Source organism: Hansschlegelia sp. KR7-227 (assembly GCF_049446035.1).
Taxonomy (GTDB): domain Bacteria; phylum Pseudomonadota; class Alphaproteobacteria; order Rhizobiales; family Methylopilaceae; genus Methylopila.
This window is the reverse complement of record NZ_JBMSEA010000001.1, coordinates 1,963,029-1,979,309: the sequence shown is the minus strand read 5'-3', so window position 1 is coordinate 1,979,309 and position 16,281 is coordinate 1,963,029. Positions and strand designations below refer to the sequence as shown.

Annotated in this window: 18 protein-coding genes and 1 pseudogene; 6 read left to right on the top strand and 13 right to left on the bottom strand. The window is 66.9% G+C overall.

The window, feature by feature from the left end:
* Positions 1–59: 59 nt before the first annotated feature.
* A complete protein-coding gene (gene metH, locus ACO2RJ_RS09270) occupies positions 60–2,711 on the top strand; it encodes a methionine synthase (protein WP_423268947.1) in 2,652 nt (883 codons plus the stop codon).
* 373 nt (positions 2,712–3,084) lie between these two features.
* Positions 3,085–3,602: pseudogene (locus tag ACO2RJ_RS09265) on the top strand (transposase).
* A gap of 110 nt (positions 3,603–3,712) precedes the next feature.
* Here ACO2RJ_RS09265 and ACO2RJ_RS09260 read toward each other — a convergent pair.
* The 5 genes from ACO2RJ_RS09260 to murI form a co-directional block, all read right to left on the bottom strand.
* On the bottom strand, positions 3,713–4,078 hold the full coding sequence (locus ACO2RJ_RS09260) for a virulence factor (RefSeq protein WP_423268946.1): 366 nt from the start codon (positions 4,076–4,078) through the stop codon (positions 3,713–3,715).
* A gap of 186 nt (positions 4,079–4,264) precedes the next feature.
* The gene (locus ACO2RJ_RS09255) at positions 4,265–4,789 is read right to left on the bottom strand and encodes a hypothetical protein (RefSeq protein WP_423267706.1); all 525 of its coding nucleotides are present in this window, start codon (positions 4,787–4,789) and stop codon (positions 4,265–4,267) included.
* 226 nt (positions 4,790–5,015) lie between these two features.
* Entirely contained in the window at positions 5,016–5,285 is a 270-nt protein-coding gene (locus ACO2RJ_RS09250; RefSeq protein ID WP_423267705.1) for a hypothetical protein, read from the bottom strand.
* A 282-nt stretch (positions 5,286–5,567) separates the two neighbouring features.
* Positions 5,568–6,155, bottom strand: coding sequence for a GNAT family N-acetyltransferase (locus tag ACO2RJ_RS09245; RefSeq protein ID WP_423267704.1), 588 nt, complete (start codon positions 6,153–6,155; stop codon positions 5,568–5,570).
* 54 nt (positions 6,156–6,209) lie between these two features.
* Positions 6,210–7,067: a glutamate racemase gene (murI, locus tag ACO2RJ_RS09240; RefSeq protein WP_423267703.1), complete on the bottom strand. Its 858-nt coding sequence runs from the start codon at positions 7,065–7,067 to the stop codon at positions 6,210–6,212.
* Between the two features lie 220 nt (positions 7,068–7,287).
* Here murI and cysT point away from each other — a divergent pair, with 220 nt between their 5' ends.
* From cysT to ACO2RJ_RS09225, 3 genes are all read left to right on the top strand, one after another.
* On the top strand, positions 7,288–8,112 hold the full coding sequence (cysT, locus tag ACO2RJ_RS09235) for a sulfate ABC transporter permease subunit CysT (RefSeq protein ID WP_423267702.1): 825 nt from the start codon (positions 7,288–7,290) through the stop codon (positions 8,110–8,112).
* Positions 8,109–8,957 carry a sulfate ABC transporter permease subunit CysW gene (gene cysW / locus ACO2RJ_RS09230; protein ID WP_423267701.1) on the top strand — a complete coding sequence of 283 codons (849 nt, stop codon included), beginning with the start codon at positions 8,109–8,111 and terminating at the stop codon, positions 8,955–8,957. Before cysT ends, cysW begins: the two co-directional genes overlap by 4 nt.
* Before the next feature lie 196 nt (positions 8,958–9,153).
* Positions 9,154–9,480, top strand: coding sequence for a hypothetical protein (locus tag ACO2RJ_RS09225; RefSeq protein ID WP_423267700.1), 327 nt, complete (start codon positions 9,154–9,156; stop codon positions 9,478–9,480).
* Between the two features lie 69 nt (positions 9,481–9,549).
* On the opposite strand, the gene ACO2RJ_RS09220 is transcribed toward ACO2RJ_RS09225, so the two are convergent.
* The 5 genes from ACO2RJ_RS09220 to ettA form a co-directional block, all read right to left on the bottom strand.
* Positions 9,550–10,143 (bottom strand): MOSC domain-containing protein, encoded by a 594-nt coding sequence (locus ACO2RJ_RS09220; RefSeq protein WP_423267699.1) that lies wholly within the window; start codon positions 10,141–10,143, stop codon positions 9,550–9,552.
* A 17-nt stretch (positions 10,144–10,160) separates the two neighbouring features.
* A complete protein-coding gene (gene tam / locus ACO2RJ_RS09215; protein WP_423267698.1) occupies positions 10,161–10,940 on the bottom strand; it encodes a trans-aconitate 2-methyltransferase in 780 nt (259 codons plus the stop codon).
* Positions 10,937–11,302 carry a type II toxin-antitoxin system VapC family toxin gene (locus ACO2RJ_RS09210; protein ID WP_423267697.1) on the bottom strand — a complete coding sequence of 122 codons (366 nt, stop codon included), beginning with the start codon at positions 11,300–11,302 and terminating at the stop codon, positions 10,937–10,939. The genes tam and ACO2RJ_RS09210 overlap by 4 nt, the downstream gene beginning before the upstream one ends.
* Positions 11,289–11,585 (bottom strand): type II toxin-antitoxin system Phd/YefM family antitoxin, encoded by a 297-nt coding sequence (locus ACO2RJ_RS09205; RefSeq protein ID WP_423267696.1) that lies wholly within the window; start codon positions 11,583–11,585, stop codon positions 11,289–11,291. The genes ACO2RJ_RS09210 and ACO2RJ_RS09205 overlap by 14 nt, the downstream gene beginning before the upstream one ends.
* Positions 11,586–11,669: 84 nt before the next feature.
* A complete protein-coding gene (gene ettA, locus ACO2RJ_RS09200) occupies positions 11,670–13,325 on the bottom strand; it encodes an energy-dependent translational throttle protein EttA (protein WP_423267695.1) in 1,656 nt (551 codons plus the stop codon).
* A 258-nt stretch (positions 13,326–13,583) separates the two neighbouring features.
* Here ettA and ACO2RJ_RS09195 point away from each other — a divergent pair, with 258 nt between their 5' ends.
* Positions 13,584–14,318, top strand: a complete 735-nt coding sequence (locus tag ACO2RJ_RS09195) for a cytochrome c biogenesis CcdA family protein (protein WP_423267694.1) — start codon at positions 13,584–13,586, stop codon at positions 14,316–14,318.
* 48 nt (positions 14,319–14,366) lie between these two features.
* On the opposite strand, the gene ACO2RJ_RS09190 is transcribed toward ACO2RJ_RS09195, so the two are convergent.
* From ACO2RJ_RS09190 to ACO2RJ_RS09180, 3 genes are all read right to left on the bottom strand, one after another.
* Positions 14,367–14,591, bottom strand: a complete 225-nt coding sequence (locus ACO2RJ_RS09190) for an alkylphosphonate utilization protein (RefSeq protein ID WP_423267693.1) — start codon at positions 14,589–14,591, stop codon at positions 14,367–14,369.
* An 87-nt stretch (positions 14,592–14,678) separates the two neighbouring features.
* On the bottom strand, positions 14,679–15,785 hold the full coding sequence (locus tag ACO2RJ_RS09185; protein ID WP_423268945.1) for a branched-chain amino acid ABC transporter substrate-binding protein: 1,107 nt from the start codon (positions 15,783–15,785) through the stop codon (positions 14,679–14,681).
* Between the two features lie 103 nt (positions 15,786–15,888).
* Entirely contained in the window at positions 15,889–16,281 is a 393-nt protein-coding gene (locus tag ACO2RJ_RS09180) for a DUF6867 family protein (protein ID WP_423267692.1), read from the bottom strand.

Sequence of the window (16,281 nt, the reverse complement as noted above, 5' to 3'; positions counted from 1 at the left end):
ACCCAACCCATTTCAACGACGGATCGCCCATGACCTCCGCCGCCTCCCGCTTCGTCAACATCGGCGAGCGCACCAACGTCACGGGCTCCGCCAAGTTCCGGAAGCTGATCACGAATGGCGACTACGCCGCGGCGCTCGACGTCGCGCGCGAGCAGGTCGAGAACGGCGCGCAGATCCTCGACGTCAACATGGACGAGGGACTGCTCGACTCCGAGAAGGCGATGGTCGAGTTCCTCAATCTGATCGCCGCCGAGCCCGACATCGCCCGCGTTCCCGTGATGATCGACTCGTCGAAATGGTCGGTGATCGAGGCCGGTCTGAAATGCGTCCAGGGCAAGCCGATCGTGAACTCGATCTCGCTCAAGGAGGGCGAGGAGAGCTTTCTGGAGCACGCCCGCAAGGTGCGCGCCTACGGCGCCGCGGTGGTCGTCATGGCCTTCGACGAACAGGGCCAGGCCGACACCTTCAAGCGCAAGACCGAGATCTGCGCCCGCGCCTACAAGATCCTGACCGAGCAGATCGGCTTTCCGCCCGAGGACATCATCTTCGACCCGAACGTGTTCGCGGTGGCGACCGGCATCGAGGAGCATTCGAACTACGGCGTCGACTTCATCGAGGCGACCAAGTGGATCCGCGAGAACCTGCCGCACGCCCATGTCTCGGGCGGCGTCTCGAATCTCAGCTTCGCCTTCCGCGGCAACGAGCCGGTGCGGGCGGCGATGCATTCGGTGTTCCTCTACCATGCGATCGCGGTCGGCATGGACATGGGCATCGTCAACGCCGGCGCTCTCCCGGTCTATGACGACATCGAGCCGGAGCTGCGCGAGCTCGCCGAGGACGTGGTGCTCAACCGTCGGGCGGATTCCACCGACCGGCTGCTGGCCGCGGCGGAGAAGTTCAAGGGCGGCAAGCAGGAAGCGCGCGTCGTCGACACCAAATGGCGCGAGCAGCCGGTGTCGAAGCGGCTGGAGCACGCGCTCGTCCACGGCATCACCGAGTTCATCGACGCCGACACCGAGGAGGCGCGCGCGGCCGCCGAGCGCCCGCTGCACGTCATCGAAGGCCCGCTGATGGACGGCATGAACGTCGTCGGCGACCTGTTCGGCGCCGGCAAGATGTTCCTGCCGCAGGTGGTGAAGTCCGCCCGCGTGATGAAGCAGGCCGTCGCCTACCTCATGCCGTATATGGAGGAGGAGAAGAAGAACGCCGGCCTCGCCCAGCGGCAGGCGGCCGGCAAGATCCTGATGGCGACGGTCAAGGGCGACGTCCACGACATCGGCAAGAACATCGTCGGCGTCGTTCTCCAGTGCAACAATTACGAGGTGATCGACCTCGGCGTGATGGTGCCGGTGCAGAAGATCATCGCCGCCGCCCGCGAGCACGGCGTCGACGTCATCGGCCTCTCCGGCCTGATCACGCCCTCGCTCGACGAGATGGTGACGGTCGCCTCCGAGCTCGAGCGCGAGGGCTTCGACATCCCGCTCCTGATCGGCGGGGCGACGACCTCGAAGATCCACACCGCGGTCAAGATCCACCCGGCCTATGAGCGCGGGCAGGCGGTCTATGTGCTCGACGCCAGCCGCGCGGTCGGCGTGGTCTCGCAGCTGCTCTCGAAGGAGGGCGGGGCGGACGCCTATGTCGCCGACATCCAGGCGGAGTATGTCCGGCTCGCCGAGAACCACGCCCGCGCGCAGGAGGACAAGGTGCGCTCGCCGATCGCCGCGGCGCGCGCCAACCGGCTCGAGATCGACGTCGCCAAGGTGGCGCCGAAGCCGAGCTTCCTCGGCGTGAAGGTGTTCAACGAGATCCCGCTCGACACGCTGATCCCCTACATCGACTGGACGCCGTTCTTCCAGACCTGGGAGCTGAAGGGCCGCTACCCCGAGATCCTGACCGACCGGAAATATGGCGAGGCGGCGAAGAACCTGTTCGACGACGCCACCGCCATGCTGAAGCAGATGGCCGCCGAGAAGTGGCTCGAGGCGCGGGCGGTGATCGGCTTCTGGCCGGCGGCGGCGCGCGGCGACGACGTCGTGCTGTTCAAGGACGAGGCGCGGACCGAGGAGCTTGCGACCTTCCACACGCTGCGCCAGCAGATGGCGCGCGGCAAGGACCGCCCGAACCTCGCGCTGTCGGATTTCGTGGCGCCGGAAGAGAGCGGCGTCCCGGACTATGTCGGCGGCTTCGCGGTGACCGCCGGCATCGGCGAGGAGGCGGTGACGCAGCGCTTCGCCCGCGCCAATGACGATTATGGCGGCATTCTCGCCAAGGCGCTCGCCGACCGTCTGGCGGAAGCCGCAGCCGAATGGATGCACCAGCAGGTGCGCCGCGAGCACTGGGGCTACGCGGCCGACGAGACGCTCTCGAACGAGGAGCTGATCCACGAGGCCTATCAGGGCATCCGCCCCGCGCCCGGCTACCCCGCGCAGCCCGACCACACCGAAAAGGGCGTCCTGTTCGACCTGCTCGGCGCGCCCGAGGCGATCGGCCTGACGCTGACGGAATCCTATGCGATGTGGCCGGGCTCGGCGGTCTCGGGGCTCTATTTCAGCCACCCCGAAAGCCGCTATTTCGGCCTCGGCAAGATCGACCGCGACCAGGTCGCCGACTACGCCAAGCGCAAGGGCTACAGCCTCGCCGACATGGAGCGCTGGCTCGCGCCGGTGCTGAACTACGACCCTTTGCGCGCGCAGAAGATGGCGGCGGAGTAAGGGGGCGCCTAAACCGCCCCCGTTACAGGAACGCCCAGCGCCGCCGTCGTGGTCCGGCTTGACCGGACCACCCATGCCGCCGCGATGCGCGAGAACGGGCGGGCCATGTGGTCGACGCCACCTTTTACAAGCTGGAACGCCGTGCGTTCTCCTAAGTGTCGTGCGGCCATCACTTGTACCCGGCCGCCGGCACGGTGTTTGAGGACCCTCGCACCCCGCTCCAACTTTTGATTCTACGCGGTCTATCTCTTCGTCACGACCCGCCACGGCGTGAGCGCAAGGAGCTTCAGCGCCAGCTCGGAGTGACCCACAAGACCGCGTGGCGCATGGGACAGCACATCCGCATGCTGATGGATCGCGCGACGGCTTTGTGATGCTTCAGGGTCACGTGGAGAGCGACGAGGCTTACGTCGGCGGCGTCCACCACAGCGGCAACCGGGGTCGCGGCGCGCCCGGAAAGACGATCGTCATGGGCATGAAAGAGCGCAGCGGCCGCTCGTGACTGAGGTGATCCCCGACGTGAAAAAGGACACGCTGCGCGACGTCGTGAGCCGCAATATCGAGGTCAGATCCGTCGTCTCGACCGACGAACTCTTCTCGTATGGCTTACTGGAAGGCCACGGCTACAAGCACGGGACGGTGAAGCATGGCGTCAAGGATGGGCGTATTACGATTACCGCCACGACGCGAAGAACCACACGAACAGCGTCGAGAGCTTCTGGAAGCTGTTCAAGGCCTCGGTTCGCTCGACCCACATCCACGTGTCGTCCAAGTACATGGACCCGCTATCTGGCGGAGTTCGGCTTTCGTTCGAACCATCGCAGATGCACAATGCCATGTTCGATCTCTCATCGAGGATGTGAGCAGCATCTTGCGCAACGCGGTATCTAAATCAGAGACAAGTGCGGGGCCAACGCCGGCCACCTCAGCCTGGCCGATAGACTCGCCCAGGGACTTGTGGAAATGGCGTCAGATAATGCAAGCTTCGCAGTTGGGGGTCTCTAGGCGGCGCCCCGATCGCCGAGCCTGAGCTGATTGCTCAGCGCGGGAAGGAGGTCATTATCCTCGTCCACCCGCAGCATGCGGAGGTCAGACACGACCCGATTGAACCAAGCGTACCTTCTGTCCAAGTCCTGTACTGCCATAACACACCGAACGGCATCAGAGCTTTCGTCACCGAAGTAGACGCTTCCCTGCTGTCTAGTGAACCCATATTCAGAGAGTACGGTCGCGATCTGGGCGTAGCAATTCCGCCAGCTCGTTCCGACTACTGCCTCAGCAGTAGCGGTATTAAGATCGAATGCGATAGCGTACACGCGCTTATTCCTTTGTTGCTGACGATGCGGCTTCGCTTTCTGCGGGCGCATCTGCACGACAGGCATGGGAACCCTCCTAGGAATAAGACGTAAGCCTTACCTATAGACGGAATCCGACGATTCTGCTAGGAACGAGCCGCAGAGCGGGGCGGTTAGCCCCGCCCTACGGCATCGTCTAACAAGACGGCTTGCCACACAGGGTTTCTCACTTTCTAGGCTGCTGGCCCCGGTTGGTGATTAATCAAAAACGGTAGAAGGCGTTGGTCCGCCTTCACCGCTGGCGTCTGGGCCGCCAGCAGAAGTGCTGTGCGGCCCATTCTCTTCGGGCTCTTGCCCATCTCCGTCTTCTTCGTGGGCGAGCGTCCAGCCCCTGCGGCCGATGCTCGTGAGATCAATGCTGCGAGCGAGCAGCGCTGAGAGTGCGTTCACCTTGTCGACGCCTCGAATTTCAACGCCTTCAGCCTCAATCAGCTCAACGAGCCTGCGCGTGAGAACCGGACGCACCGTTTCCTTCTTAACGGCCGTGATGGCCGCCTTGACGACCTCACGTCCATATTCGGTGAAGCGGTCCAGGGGAACGCGATCGCGCACCGAGGCCGGGCGCGTCGCAGGGACGATGGCCGGTTTCGGCATATTGCGTTCGCCGGAGGGCGCGCGGCCATTCTGGACGCCATAGGCGGCAAGAAAGGCGCGAACCGCATCCAGCTTGCGCATCAGATCGGCCTCTTCGGCCTTCATTTGTTGGACGATATTGGCATCCATGAACGCGACCCCACCGGAAACCCACGCTCCTTATATCAGATCGCCATCGCGAATAAAAGACGCCATCCGAGATGGCGTCCAGCTAGCGCACGTGGCTGATGTTCATGATTTGTACCAATAGCAAGAATGCATTGGCGCGCCCTGCCAACGCTAGGACGCCCATCCGTGTACCTGTCTGAATGGGATAATCCCCTTCCAAATCGAAGTCGGCCCTACGGAAGCCGATCTACCAATTTCGTTCAGGCCTATTCAGCCAATCACTACACAAATAATCCCAAGAACTCCAATCTCGAGCAAGCTTAACGACAAACGTTATGTCATCGTTGTCGATTAGCTTTGTGAGATCGTCTCGAATTTTCCCCGTTGAAGCAGAAGTATCCAATAAATATACAGATTCAAGATGCTTACAGTGAGTGTATTGTCTTAAGTAGGTGTGGACGTCGGCGTAATTGCGTCCCGGTTTTTTAAGATCATAGGTCACGAGGATTATGGTCATGTAACTCTCCCCCGACGATTGAGAGCGTAATGCTACCACCGGACCGTGTAGTGTGCGAAGTGCATAATCGGCCATTTCCTCTCTCTTGCCGCACCTTCGAGCGTCCTTCTCCGTCACGGGCCGGCCATGCGGGGAGGGAGCGGCGGTAGGCGCGGGGGAAAGCCCGGATGTCTCCGTCCCCGGACGTCTGCAGCGTCGTCGGGGCTCGCCCGCTAGGCCTATGACCCGTCGCCCATTCCGGACGCCGAATATCTCCGCCAGCCGCTCAGCGACCGCCCAACCTCACCCCCCGGCGTGCATCGCCGCCGTCCGGCGGTAGAGCACGTGCGGCGATCCGGCGTGCTCGAACGGTTTGTCGTAGGCGAAGGCGAGGCGGTCGATCACGGCGAGGGAATGGACGTTGGCCGGGGTGGTGAAGGCGACGATCTCGGGCAGGCCGAGATTTTCGAAGCCGAGCGTCAGCGCGGCTTTGCCGATGCGGGTCGCGTGGCCCTTGCAGCGCAGCTTCGGCATCAGGGCGTAGGCGAGTTTGACGGTGCGCTCGCCGGCGGCCTCGCAGCGGCGCAGGCCCGCCCATCCGGCGAAGTCGCCGTCGCGCATGTCGCGCAGGAACCAGAGTCCGTAGCCGACGTCGCGCCAGTGGGCGCGTGCGCGCGCTATGAAACTGCGCGCAGCCTCCGGCCCGCGCACGCCGCCGAGCGTGTTCATCACGGCCGGATCGGCGAAGGCCGCTTCCAGCGCGGGCAGGTAGCCGTCATGCGGAACGTCGGCCAGCACGCCGTCGATCTCGACGATGGTCGGGTAGCGCTGGCTCAGCATCACGCCCCCTTGGCGGTCGGCCACGATCGCGCGGCCGTCAGCGGCCGACATTGGAATGTCGCTCTCGAAAAGTGACACAGTTGCGACGGGCCGCGAAGACGAACTTCAGGCGAGGATAATCAGCTCTTTATCGACGGATGTCAGCCCGCGCGTCGCGAGCGCCGCGGCGAGCTCCGGCGGCAGCGGACGGTCGGAGGTGAAGAGCGCGCGCGGCGGCTCCGCTCCCGTGTGCGGGGCGTCCCCGACCAGCGCCACGACGCGGCGGGCGACGGCCGGCGCCGGGTCGATCCAGCGCACGGGCCAGGGCGCCAGCGCCTCGAAGCGGCGGATGAGCAGCGGGAAATGCGTGCAGGCGAGGGCGACCGCGTCGGTGCGGCGGCCGTCCTCCTCGACGAAGCAGGGCGCGATCTCGGCGGCGAGCGCGGCGTCTGCGACGGGCGCGCCGCGCAGCTCGGCCTCCGCGAAGCCGGCGAGGCGGGGAGCGCCGACGAGCGTCACCTTCGCCTCTCCCGCGAAGGCGTCGATCATCGCCTTGGTGTGCTCGCGCCGGACCGTGCCGGGGGTCGCGAGCACCGTGACGAGCCCGGACGTCGTCGCCGCGACCGCGGGCTTGATCGCGGGCACCGTGCCGACGAAGGGCAGGGAGAAGCGCGCCCGGAGCGCGGGCAGGGCGAGCGTGGACGCCGTGTTGCAGGCGACGACGACGAGGTCCGGCGCCTCGCGCGCGATCAGCCGCTCCATCACGGTCAGGACGCGGCGGACCAGCCGCTCGTCGTCCAGCGCGCCATAGGGGAACGCCGCGTCGTCGGCGGCGTAGACGTAAGTGGCGGCGGGCAGCGCCTTCAGCAGCTCGGCGAGCACGGTGAGGCCGCCGAGCCCGGAATCGAACACCAGCACCTTCGGCGCGCGATCCAGCGCCAGCAGCGACGCGTTGGCGAGCCCCGCAAACAGATCCACGCCCATGTCCCGCCTGCGCACCGCTTGCCTGTCGACCAACCCCGATTGAACGACGCGATGGTTACCGAATCGTGGCGAAACCGGCGCGCCGGCGTGATTGCGCGTGGCCTTTGGGTGGACGAGGGGTCGCGGGCTGGCGTTTCGGGCCGTATAAGGCGGCCTCGCCGTCATCGCCGGCGCCGAACGTCTTCCGCGCGTCCAAGCCCCTTTCGTCCCCGCGAGCCCGATGTCCCGCACCGTCCTTCCCGGCTTTCGCCTCGCGCTCGGCCTCACCCTCGGCTATCTCGGCCTGATCGTGCTGCTGCCGCTCGCCGCGCTCGCGCTGCAGGCGGCGGGGCTCGGCTGGGATCGCTTCGTGACCGTCGTCACCGGGCCGCGGGCGCTCGCGGCCTTCCAGATCACGGTCCTCGCCGCTCTCGGCGCGACGGCGCTGAATGCGGTCTTCGGGCTCGCGATCGCCTGGGCGCTGACGCGCTACGACTTTCCCGGCAAGCGGCTGCTCGACGCGCTCGTCGACGTGCCGTTCGCCCTGCCGACGGCGGTGGCCGGCGTCGCGCTGACGGCCCTGTTCGCCGCGAACGGCTGGTACGGCGCGGTCCTCGAGCCGCTCGGGATCAAGGTCGCCTATGCGCCGCTCGGCATCATGGCGGCGATGGCCTTCACCAGCCTGCCCTTCGTGGTGCGTTCGGTGCAGCCGGTGCTCGAGGATCTGTCGGCGGACGTCGAGGAGGCCGCGGAGACGCTGGGCGCGGGCTCCTGGCGCACGTTCCGCAGCGTGGTGTTCCCGGCGATCTTCCCGGCTTTCCTCGCCGGCTGCAGCCTCGCCTTCGCGCGCTCGCTCGGCGAGTTCGGCGCGGTGATCTTCATCGCCGGCAACCAGCCGTTCCGCACCGAGATCGCGGCGCTGCTCGTCTTCATCCGGCTCGAGGAATACGACTACCAGGCGGCCGCCGCCATCGCCTCGGTGATGCTGGCAGCGGCCTTCGTGATGCTGCTGATCGTCAACGCCATCCAGCTCTGGCACATGCGCTATGCGAGGGCCGGGGCGTGAGCGCCGGACGCCGCCCCCGCATCGGCGACGCGCCGGCGACCCGCCTCGTCATTCTGGCCGTCGTGTTCGCCTTCGCGGCGCTGATGATCGTCGCGCCGCTCGCGGTGATCTTCGCCGAAGCCTTCAAGGCGGGCCTCGGCGTCTACCTCTCGAACCTCACCGCGCCGGACACGCGCCACGCGATCTGGCTGACGGTGGCGACCGCGCTGCTCGCCGTCCCGATCAACACCGCCTTCGGGATCGCGGCGGCCTGGGCGATCGCGAAGTTCGAGTTCCGCGGCAAGGGCCTGCTGATCGCGCTGGTGGAGCTGCCGTTCTCGATCTCGCCGATCGTGGCGGGCGTCGCCTATCTCTTCGTCTACGGCGCTCAAGGCTGGTTCGGCCCCTGGCTGCAGGAGCACGGGATCAAGGTGATGTTCGCCTATCCCGCGATCGTGCTGGCGAGCCTGTTCGTCACCGCGCCGTTCGTCGCGCGCGAGATCCTGCCGCTGATGCAGGCGCAGGGCTCGGAGGAGGAGGAGGCGGCGCTGTCGCTCGGCGCCTCGGGCTGGCGGACGCTGTGGAGCGTGACGCTGCCCAACATCAAATGGGCGCTGCTCTATGGCGTGGTGCTGACCAACGCCCGGGTGATGGGCGAGTTCGGCGCGGTCTCGGTGGTCTCCGGCAACATCCGCGGCGTCACCAACACGCTGCCGCTGCAGATCGAGCTGCTCTATCAGGACTACAATTCCGCCGGCGCCTTCGCGGCGGCGACCGTGCTCGCCGGGATCGCGCTGCTCACGATCGTCGCCAAGCTGATCGTCGAGCGCTTCGAGCCGGGCCGCGCACGCGGCGGGGCGGGGTAGGGCGCGGACCGCCAGGCCTGGCGGTGCCGCCGCCGAGCGCGATTACTTGCTGAACGCCGGTTCATCAAGATTACAAATTGGACATTCGGGAACGAATACTTGGTCGTCTCGTTCATTCCGCGAGCCCACCGAGGTTCCACCCATGTCGGGGCGGCGCAGTCCGCAGACTTCGGCGAGCCATTCGGGAGTGACGTCGATGACGTCGTTTCGCAAGATCGTTCCCGCCGCGCTTTGCGCCCTCCTGGTCGCCGGCGCGGCTCTTCCCGCCAGCGCCGAGCCGTTCCATGGCGGCGGCTGGGGCCATGGCGGCTCCGGTTGGGACCATCATGGCTGGGGTCATCGCGGATGGGGCGCAGGAGGCGCGCTCGCCATCGGCGGCCTCGGCCTGGCGACCGGCGCGCTGATCGCCGACGCGTATGACCGGCCGGGCGTCTATGTCGGACCGAGCTGCGGCGAGACCGTGCGCACGCATTATGACGCCTATGGCCGCCTGGTGAAGGTCATCACCCAGACCCCGTGCTGAGCCGCCCGGAGGAGCGAGCGGCGGCTCCCGCCGCGCGGCGACCCTCTCGCCTTCGGCGCCGGCTCCGCCTCAGTAGATCCACTGCTCCGGCAGGGCGATCGTGACGGGGCCGGGGCAGGCGCGGCCGGCGCGCTCCACCGTGGCGACGAGGCCCCGCAGCCGCTTCGCGATCTTCGGGAAGCTCAGCTCGTCGCCGGGGCGCTCGGTGTGGCGGGCGATGGCGCGGCCGGCGATGCGGCAGGGCGCGTTCTGGCCTTCGACCACGATCACCGCGCCGCCCTCGAGGAACAGCCGCGTTCCCATCGGCAGGAAGGACAGCCGGGGCACGCCCGAGATCACCAGATTGGCGCCGATCCAACCGGCTTCGATCGGCGGCAGGCCCATCGCGTGACCGATCTCCCAGAGCTCCTCCGTGGAGACGACCGACAGCTGACGGCCGGAGCGGATTTCCGTTCCGCGGCGGTGCCAGGGCTCGCGCGCGCCGGCCGGGCGGGTGAAGCCGGCGTGCCGCTCCCCCGTCGCGCCGTCCAGCGCGAGCGCGAGCTCGGCGACCGCCGTGGTCTCGATCCCGTCGGGATCCAGGGTCGTGAGCGTCGCCGCGAGTTCGGCCGCAAGCCGCCGGCCGGGATGGATGACGACGGAATCGAGCAGGTGGCGCGTCATGGGAGGCCCCTGCGATGTCAGCGCCGCGTCGCCACCAGGAACAGGCGCGGGAAGCGGAGCAGCGCCTTGCCTGTGGCGCGTTCGGGATAGTACGCGCGCAGCCGCTCGACGTAGAGAGCGAGGAAGCGCTCGCGCTCGTCAGGATCCAGGGGATCGAGATAGGGGCGCAGCCCGGTCGCCCTGCACCAGCCGGCGATCGCCTCGGCGCCGTCGAGCGGGTGGACATAGGTCGTGCGCCAGACGTCGACCGTCGCATAAGGCGCGAGCAGGTCGAAATAGGCCTCCGCCGACAGGATCGCCGTCCGCTGCTCGCCGGCATGCGCGATGCGCGCCGCCCAGGCGCCGTCGCGCGCGACCTCGGCCATCGCGACATGGCTGGGCTCGGACAGGTTGTCCGGCATCTGGACTGCGAGCGCGCCGCCCGCGGCGACGGCGCGAAGGAGCCGCGGCATCAGCGTCTCGTGGTCGGGCAGCCATTGCAGCACGGCGTTGGCGAAGACGACGTCCGGGGCCGCGTCCGGCCGCCAGGACGCGATGTCGGCCTCGACGAAGCGGGCGTCCGGCATCCGCTCGCGGGCGGCGGCCAGCATGTCGGGGGAGGAGTCGACGCCAACGATCTCAGCCTCAGGAAAGCGCTTCGCGAGCAGCTCCGTCGAATTGCCCGGCCCGCAGCCGAGATCGACGACGCGGCGCGCGTCAGTGAGCGGCACCCGCGCGAGCAGGTCGGCCGCCGGCCGGGTGCGCTCCTCCTCGAAGCGCAGATAGGTCGCGGCTGACCAGTCCTCGCGCAGGCTCACGCCCAGATCACCGGCACGCCGTAATGCTCGAAGGCGCGGTCTCGCGTGATGATCGGCAGGCTCCGACGCTTGGCCTGCGCGATGATCATGCGATCGAACGGGTCGCGGTGATGCGGGGGAAGGGAGCCGGCAAGAACCGCGTCCTCGATATCGATGGTGATCAATGTGAGGCGATTGGACAGGAACGAAGGCCAGTCGAGCTCGACCTTCAATTTGCCGCTGCCGCGGCTGATTTCCAGTTCCCAGATCGACGCCAAACTGATGTGCAACTCGTCTGCGTCTTCGAGCGCGGCTGCAGCGGCGGGGGCCACGATGTCGAGATCGAGGCCCCAGAACAAGAAGGCGTTGCTATCGAGGAGCATCAAAATCCTCGGGCAGCACCTTTCCGTTCTCGAACAGGTTCGCGAGTTCGTCGTCCGGCTTCCACCAGTCCGGATCGACGATCTCGACCTTGCCCTTCAGGGCGCCCCTGAGGCGCATGCCGGGCGTGTTCTTCTCGCCCGCAGGAACCAGCGGCGGGGCGATCGGCACGATCCGCGCCACGGGCTTGCCGTTGCGCGCAATGATCGTCTCCTCGCCACGCTCGGCCGCTTCGACGAGCTTCGAAAGATTGGTCTTGGCGTTGTGGATGTTGACCGTGTTCACAGCAGCGCTCCGCGGTTAGCTAACCTAGCTAACACAAATCGCTGCAAAGGTCATCCCGCGACAGCGGCGACGTCATCGCCGGTCTCAGCGCGTGAACTGGCGGTACTTGATGCGCTTCGGCTCCACCGCGTCGGCGCCAAGGCGGCGCTTCTTGTCCTCCTCATAGTCCTGGAAGTTGCCCTCGAACCATTCGACGTGGCTGTCGCCTTCGAAGGACAGCATGTGCGTCGCGATGCGGTCGAGGAACATGCGGTCATGGCTGATGATGACCGCGCAGCCGGCGTAATCCTCGAGCGCCTCTTCCAGAGCCCGCAAGGTCTCGACGTCGAGGTCGTTGGTGGGCTCGTCGAGCAGCAGGACGTTCGCGCCCGATTTCAGCATCTTGGCGAGATGCACGCGGTTGCGCTCGCCGCCGGACAGGTCGCCGACCTTCTTCTGCTGCGCCGCGCCCTTGAAGTTGAAGGCGCCGACATAGGCGCGGGAGTTCACCTCGCGCTTGCCGAGATAGATCACGTCGGTACCGCCGGAGATCTCCTCCCAGACGTTCTTGTTCGGGTCGAGCGAATCGCGCGACTGGTCGACATAGCCGAGCTGCACGGTCTCGCCGACCTTGATCTCGCCCTTGTCGGGCTTGTCCTGGCCGGTGATCATGCGGAACAGGGTGGTCTTGCCGGCGCCGTTCGGGCCGATCACGCCGACGATGCCGCCGGGCGGCAGCTTGAAGGTCAGGTCCTCGATCAGCAGCTTGTCGCCAAAGCCCTTCGACATGTTCTCGAAGTCGACGACGTTCGAACCGAGCCGCTCCGCGATCGGGATGACGATCTGGGCGGTCGTCGGGCCGACCTCGGACGCCTTCTTCACGAGATCGTCGTAGCGCTGGATGCGGGCCTTGTTCTTCGCCTGCCGGGCTTTCGGGCTGTTGCCCATCCACTCCTGCTCGCGCTGGAGCGTACGCTGAAGCGCCTCCTCGACGCGGCCTTCCTGGATCATCCGCTTCTGCTTCTGGACCAGCCAGGACGAGTAGTTGCCCTCGTAGGGGATGCCGCGGCCGCGATCGAGCTCGAGGATCCAGCTCGTGACGTTGTCGAGGAAGTAGCGGTCATGGGTCACGATCAGGATCGCGCCCGGATAGTTCTTGAGGTGGTTTTCGAGCCACGCCACCGTCTCGGCGTCGAGATGGTTGGTGGGCTCGTCGAGAAGCAGCAGCTCGGGCTCCTCCAGCAGCAGCTTGCAGAGCGCGACGCGGCGCTTTTCGCCGCCCGAGAGCTTGTCGACGTTCCAGTCGTCCGGCGGGCAGCGCAGCGCGTTCATCGCCTGGTCGACCTTTGAATCCAGGTCCCACAGGCCAAGGGCCTCGATCTTGTCCTGGAGCTCCGTCATCTCGTCGGCGGTTTCGTCCGAGTAGTTCATGGCGAGCTCGTTGTAGCGCTCGAGGATCGCGGTCTTGTCCTTGACCCCCTCCATGACGTTCTCGCGGACGGTCTTGGTCGAATCGAGCGGCGGCTCCTGCTCGAGATAGCCGACGCGCGCGCCCTTCGCGGCCCAGGCCTCGCCGGTGTACTCCTTGTCGATCCCCGCCATGATCTTGAGCAGGGTGGACTTGCCGGAGCCGTTGACGCCCAGGATGCCGATCTTGGCGTCCGGGTAGAAGCTGAGGTGGATGTTGTCGAGCGTCTTCTTGCCGGCGCCGAACTGCTTCGACACGCCGCTCATGTGATAGATGAATTCGCGGTTGGCCATGGGTCCTGTCGCGCTCGCTCGGGGCGGCGCGGCGAGAAACAGGCCGGCGCGCCGCAGGAAATGATGGGGTCGGCGGCGTTGTAGCCCGGCGCGCGCGCAAGCGGCAAGGGCGGCGCGGGCGGGGACGGCGCGAAATCCGTCCGCCGAGGGCCCGACGCCGCTGCGCCGCACCCGGAGCTCCGCGATCACGTTCGCGCGGCGGCGCTTCCGTTCCGGCCCCGGGCGCGCTATGGCGCGGTCCGCGGACGGAGCCACGAGATGATGTCGAACGTCACCCTGCCGGCGGTGTTCGGCGCCGGCGCGCTAAGCTTCCTCAGCCCCTGCGTGCTGCCGCTGGTGCCGCCTTATCTGTGCTTCCTCGCCGGCACGACGCTCGAGAAGCTGACGTCGGAGAGCGCTCCGCGCGCCGTTACCGGGCGCACGCTCGGCGCCGCGCTGTTGTTCGTCGCCGGCTTCGCCACCGTGTTTGTGGCGCTCGGCGCCACCGCGTCGGCGGTCGGCGGTCTGTTGCTCCAGAACGCCCCTCTGCTCGCGACCGCCGCCGGGCTCGCGATCATCGTGATGGGGCTGCATTTTCTCGGCCTGTTCCGCATTCCGCTGCTGATGCGGGAAGCGAGGGTCGACGTCGAGAAGCCCGTCGGCCTGTGGGGCGCCTATGTCATGGGCCTCGCCTTCGCTTTCGGCTGGACGCCCTGCATCGGCCCGGTGCTCGCCGCCGTGCTCGCGGTCGCCGCCTCCGAGGCGACGGTCGCGAAGGGCGCGGGCCTGCTCGCGGTCTACGCCGCGGGCCTCGGCCTGCCCTTCCTGATCGCGGCGCTTGCGATGAAGCCCTTCGTCGTCTTCCTCAAGCGCTTCCGCGCCCATCTCGGCAGCGTCGAGAAGGTGATGGGCGGCCTGCTGGTGCTGACCGGGATCGCCTTCCTCACGGGCTGGACGACGACGGCGTCGTTCTGGCTGCTGGAGACCTTTCCGGCGCTGGCGACGCTGGGGTGAGAGGCGGGCACTGAACGAAAAACGTTACGTCTTCGCCCCATTCCCCCGTCACGCCTTCTTCAAAAACTCCGTTCGCAGCACGAGGCCCTTCACCTGCTTGGTGCTGCACTCGATCTCGTCGAGCTTGGCGGTAAGGCGGATGTTCTTCACGAGCGTGCCGCGCTTGATGGTCTCCGACGACCCCTTGACCTTGAGGTCCTTGATCAGCGTCACGCTGTCGCCGTCTTTCAGCTCCGCGCCGTTGCCGTCGCGGGTGATCTCTTCGTCGCTCACGGGCGACTCCCTTTCTGTCTTGCGGATCGCAGGCAAAGAAAAAGGCCCGCCTGACCGGCGGGCCTCGCTCGTGCGCCAGACGGCCGTTCACATGCCGAGCTGGGTGTAGCCGCCGTCCTTGAACTCGTAGAACGTGAAGCCGGCCACCGTCGGGTCGCCCTTGTCGTCGAACTTGATCGGCCCTGCGACCGTCTTGAATTCCTGCTTGTCCATCTCGGCCGCGACGTCCTCGGCCTCGGTGGATTTCGCAGCGTTCGCGGCGGCGGCCCAGATCTGCAGCGCGGCGTAGCTGTAGAGCGTGAAGCCTTCCGGCTTGATCTTCTTGGCGGCGAACTTCTTCACGACCTCGGCGGCCTCGGGAAGCTTGGTCTGGTCCGGCGGGAAGGTGAACAGCGTGCCTTCGCCGGTCTTGCCGGTGATGCCGAGGAACTCGCTCGACTGCAGCGCGTCGCCGCCCATCAACACCGCCTGCAGGCCCTGGTCGCGCATCTGGCGCACGATCAGGCCGGCCTGCTGGTAGTAGCCGCCGAAATAGACCACGTCCGCTCCGGCCTGCTTCAGCTTCGAGACGAGCGCCGAATAGTCCTTTTCGCCGGCTGTGATCGCCTCGACCAGCACCGGCTTGCCGCCGCCGGCCTCGAAGGTCTTCTGCGTCTCGTCGGCGAGGCCCTTGCCGTAAGAGGACTTGTCGTTGACGATCGCGACCTTCTTGCCGGCGTACTTCTCGAGGATGTACTTGCCGGCGATGCCGCCCTGCTGGTCGTCGCGGCCGCAGACGCGGTAGATCGTCTTGCCCGGGCGCTTGTCGGTGAAGGCGGGGTTTGTTGAAGCTGGCGAGATCTCGATGATGCCCTCTTCGGCGTAGACCGCGGAGGCCGGGATCGACGAGCCCGAGCAGTAGTGTCCGACCACGAGCTTCACGCCGTCGCCGGCGAGCTGGTTCGCGACGTTGACGGCCTGCTTGGGATCGCAAGCGTCGTCGCCGATCTTGATGACGAGCTTCTCGCCGTTGACGCCGCCGGCGGCGTTGATGTCCTCGACGGCCTGCGTCACGCCGTTCTTGATCTGCTCGCCGAAGATGGCGTTTTCGCCCGTCATCGGGCCAGCGACGCCGATCGTCACGTCCGCATAGGCCGGCGCCGCGAGCGCGAGGGCCAGTCCAAGGCCGAGACCGGCCGCAAGATGTCGCTTCACCATGGAAATCCCCATCAGTTGCCAATGACCAAGATGTTTCGTCGGCTCATGCGGGATGTTCCTCCCGCCTCGCCAATAGTCTTGTCCTGTCCGCCGCCGTCTGTCACGCCCCCGAACGCGGCCGCCAGGCGAACGGGCCGGCGCGCTCGTAGAGCCAGGCGTATTGCCGGACCATCGCCTTGGTGATCGCCTTGCGGTGGCCGAGATAAGCGAGAACCATAAGCGCCACGAGGTCGACGAGATAGAAGCGCGGCGTCAACAGGCTGCCCGAGAACAACGCGTAGTGGATGAAGCGCGCCGCGGCGGCGAGCGGGATCATCCAGGCGACCGCCTTCCAGGCCGGCTCCCAGGCCCGCCCGATCGCGCGGCCGGCGAGCCAGGCTCCGCCGCCGCCCAGAACGAGCGTCACGAAGGCGAATTCGGCGAGCGAGACCTCCCAGACAACGCCGAGCAGCGACTGGTTCAGCGCGCGATAGGCCGAGGTGATCGCGTCCAT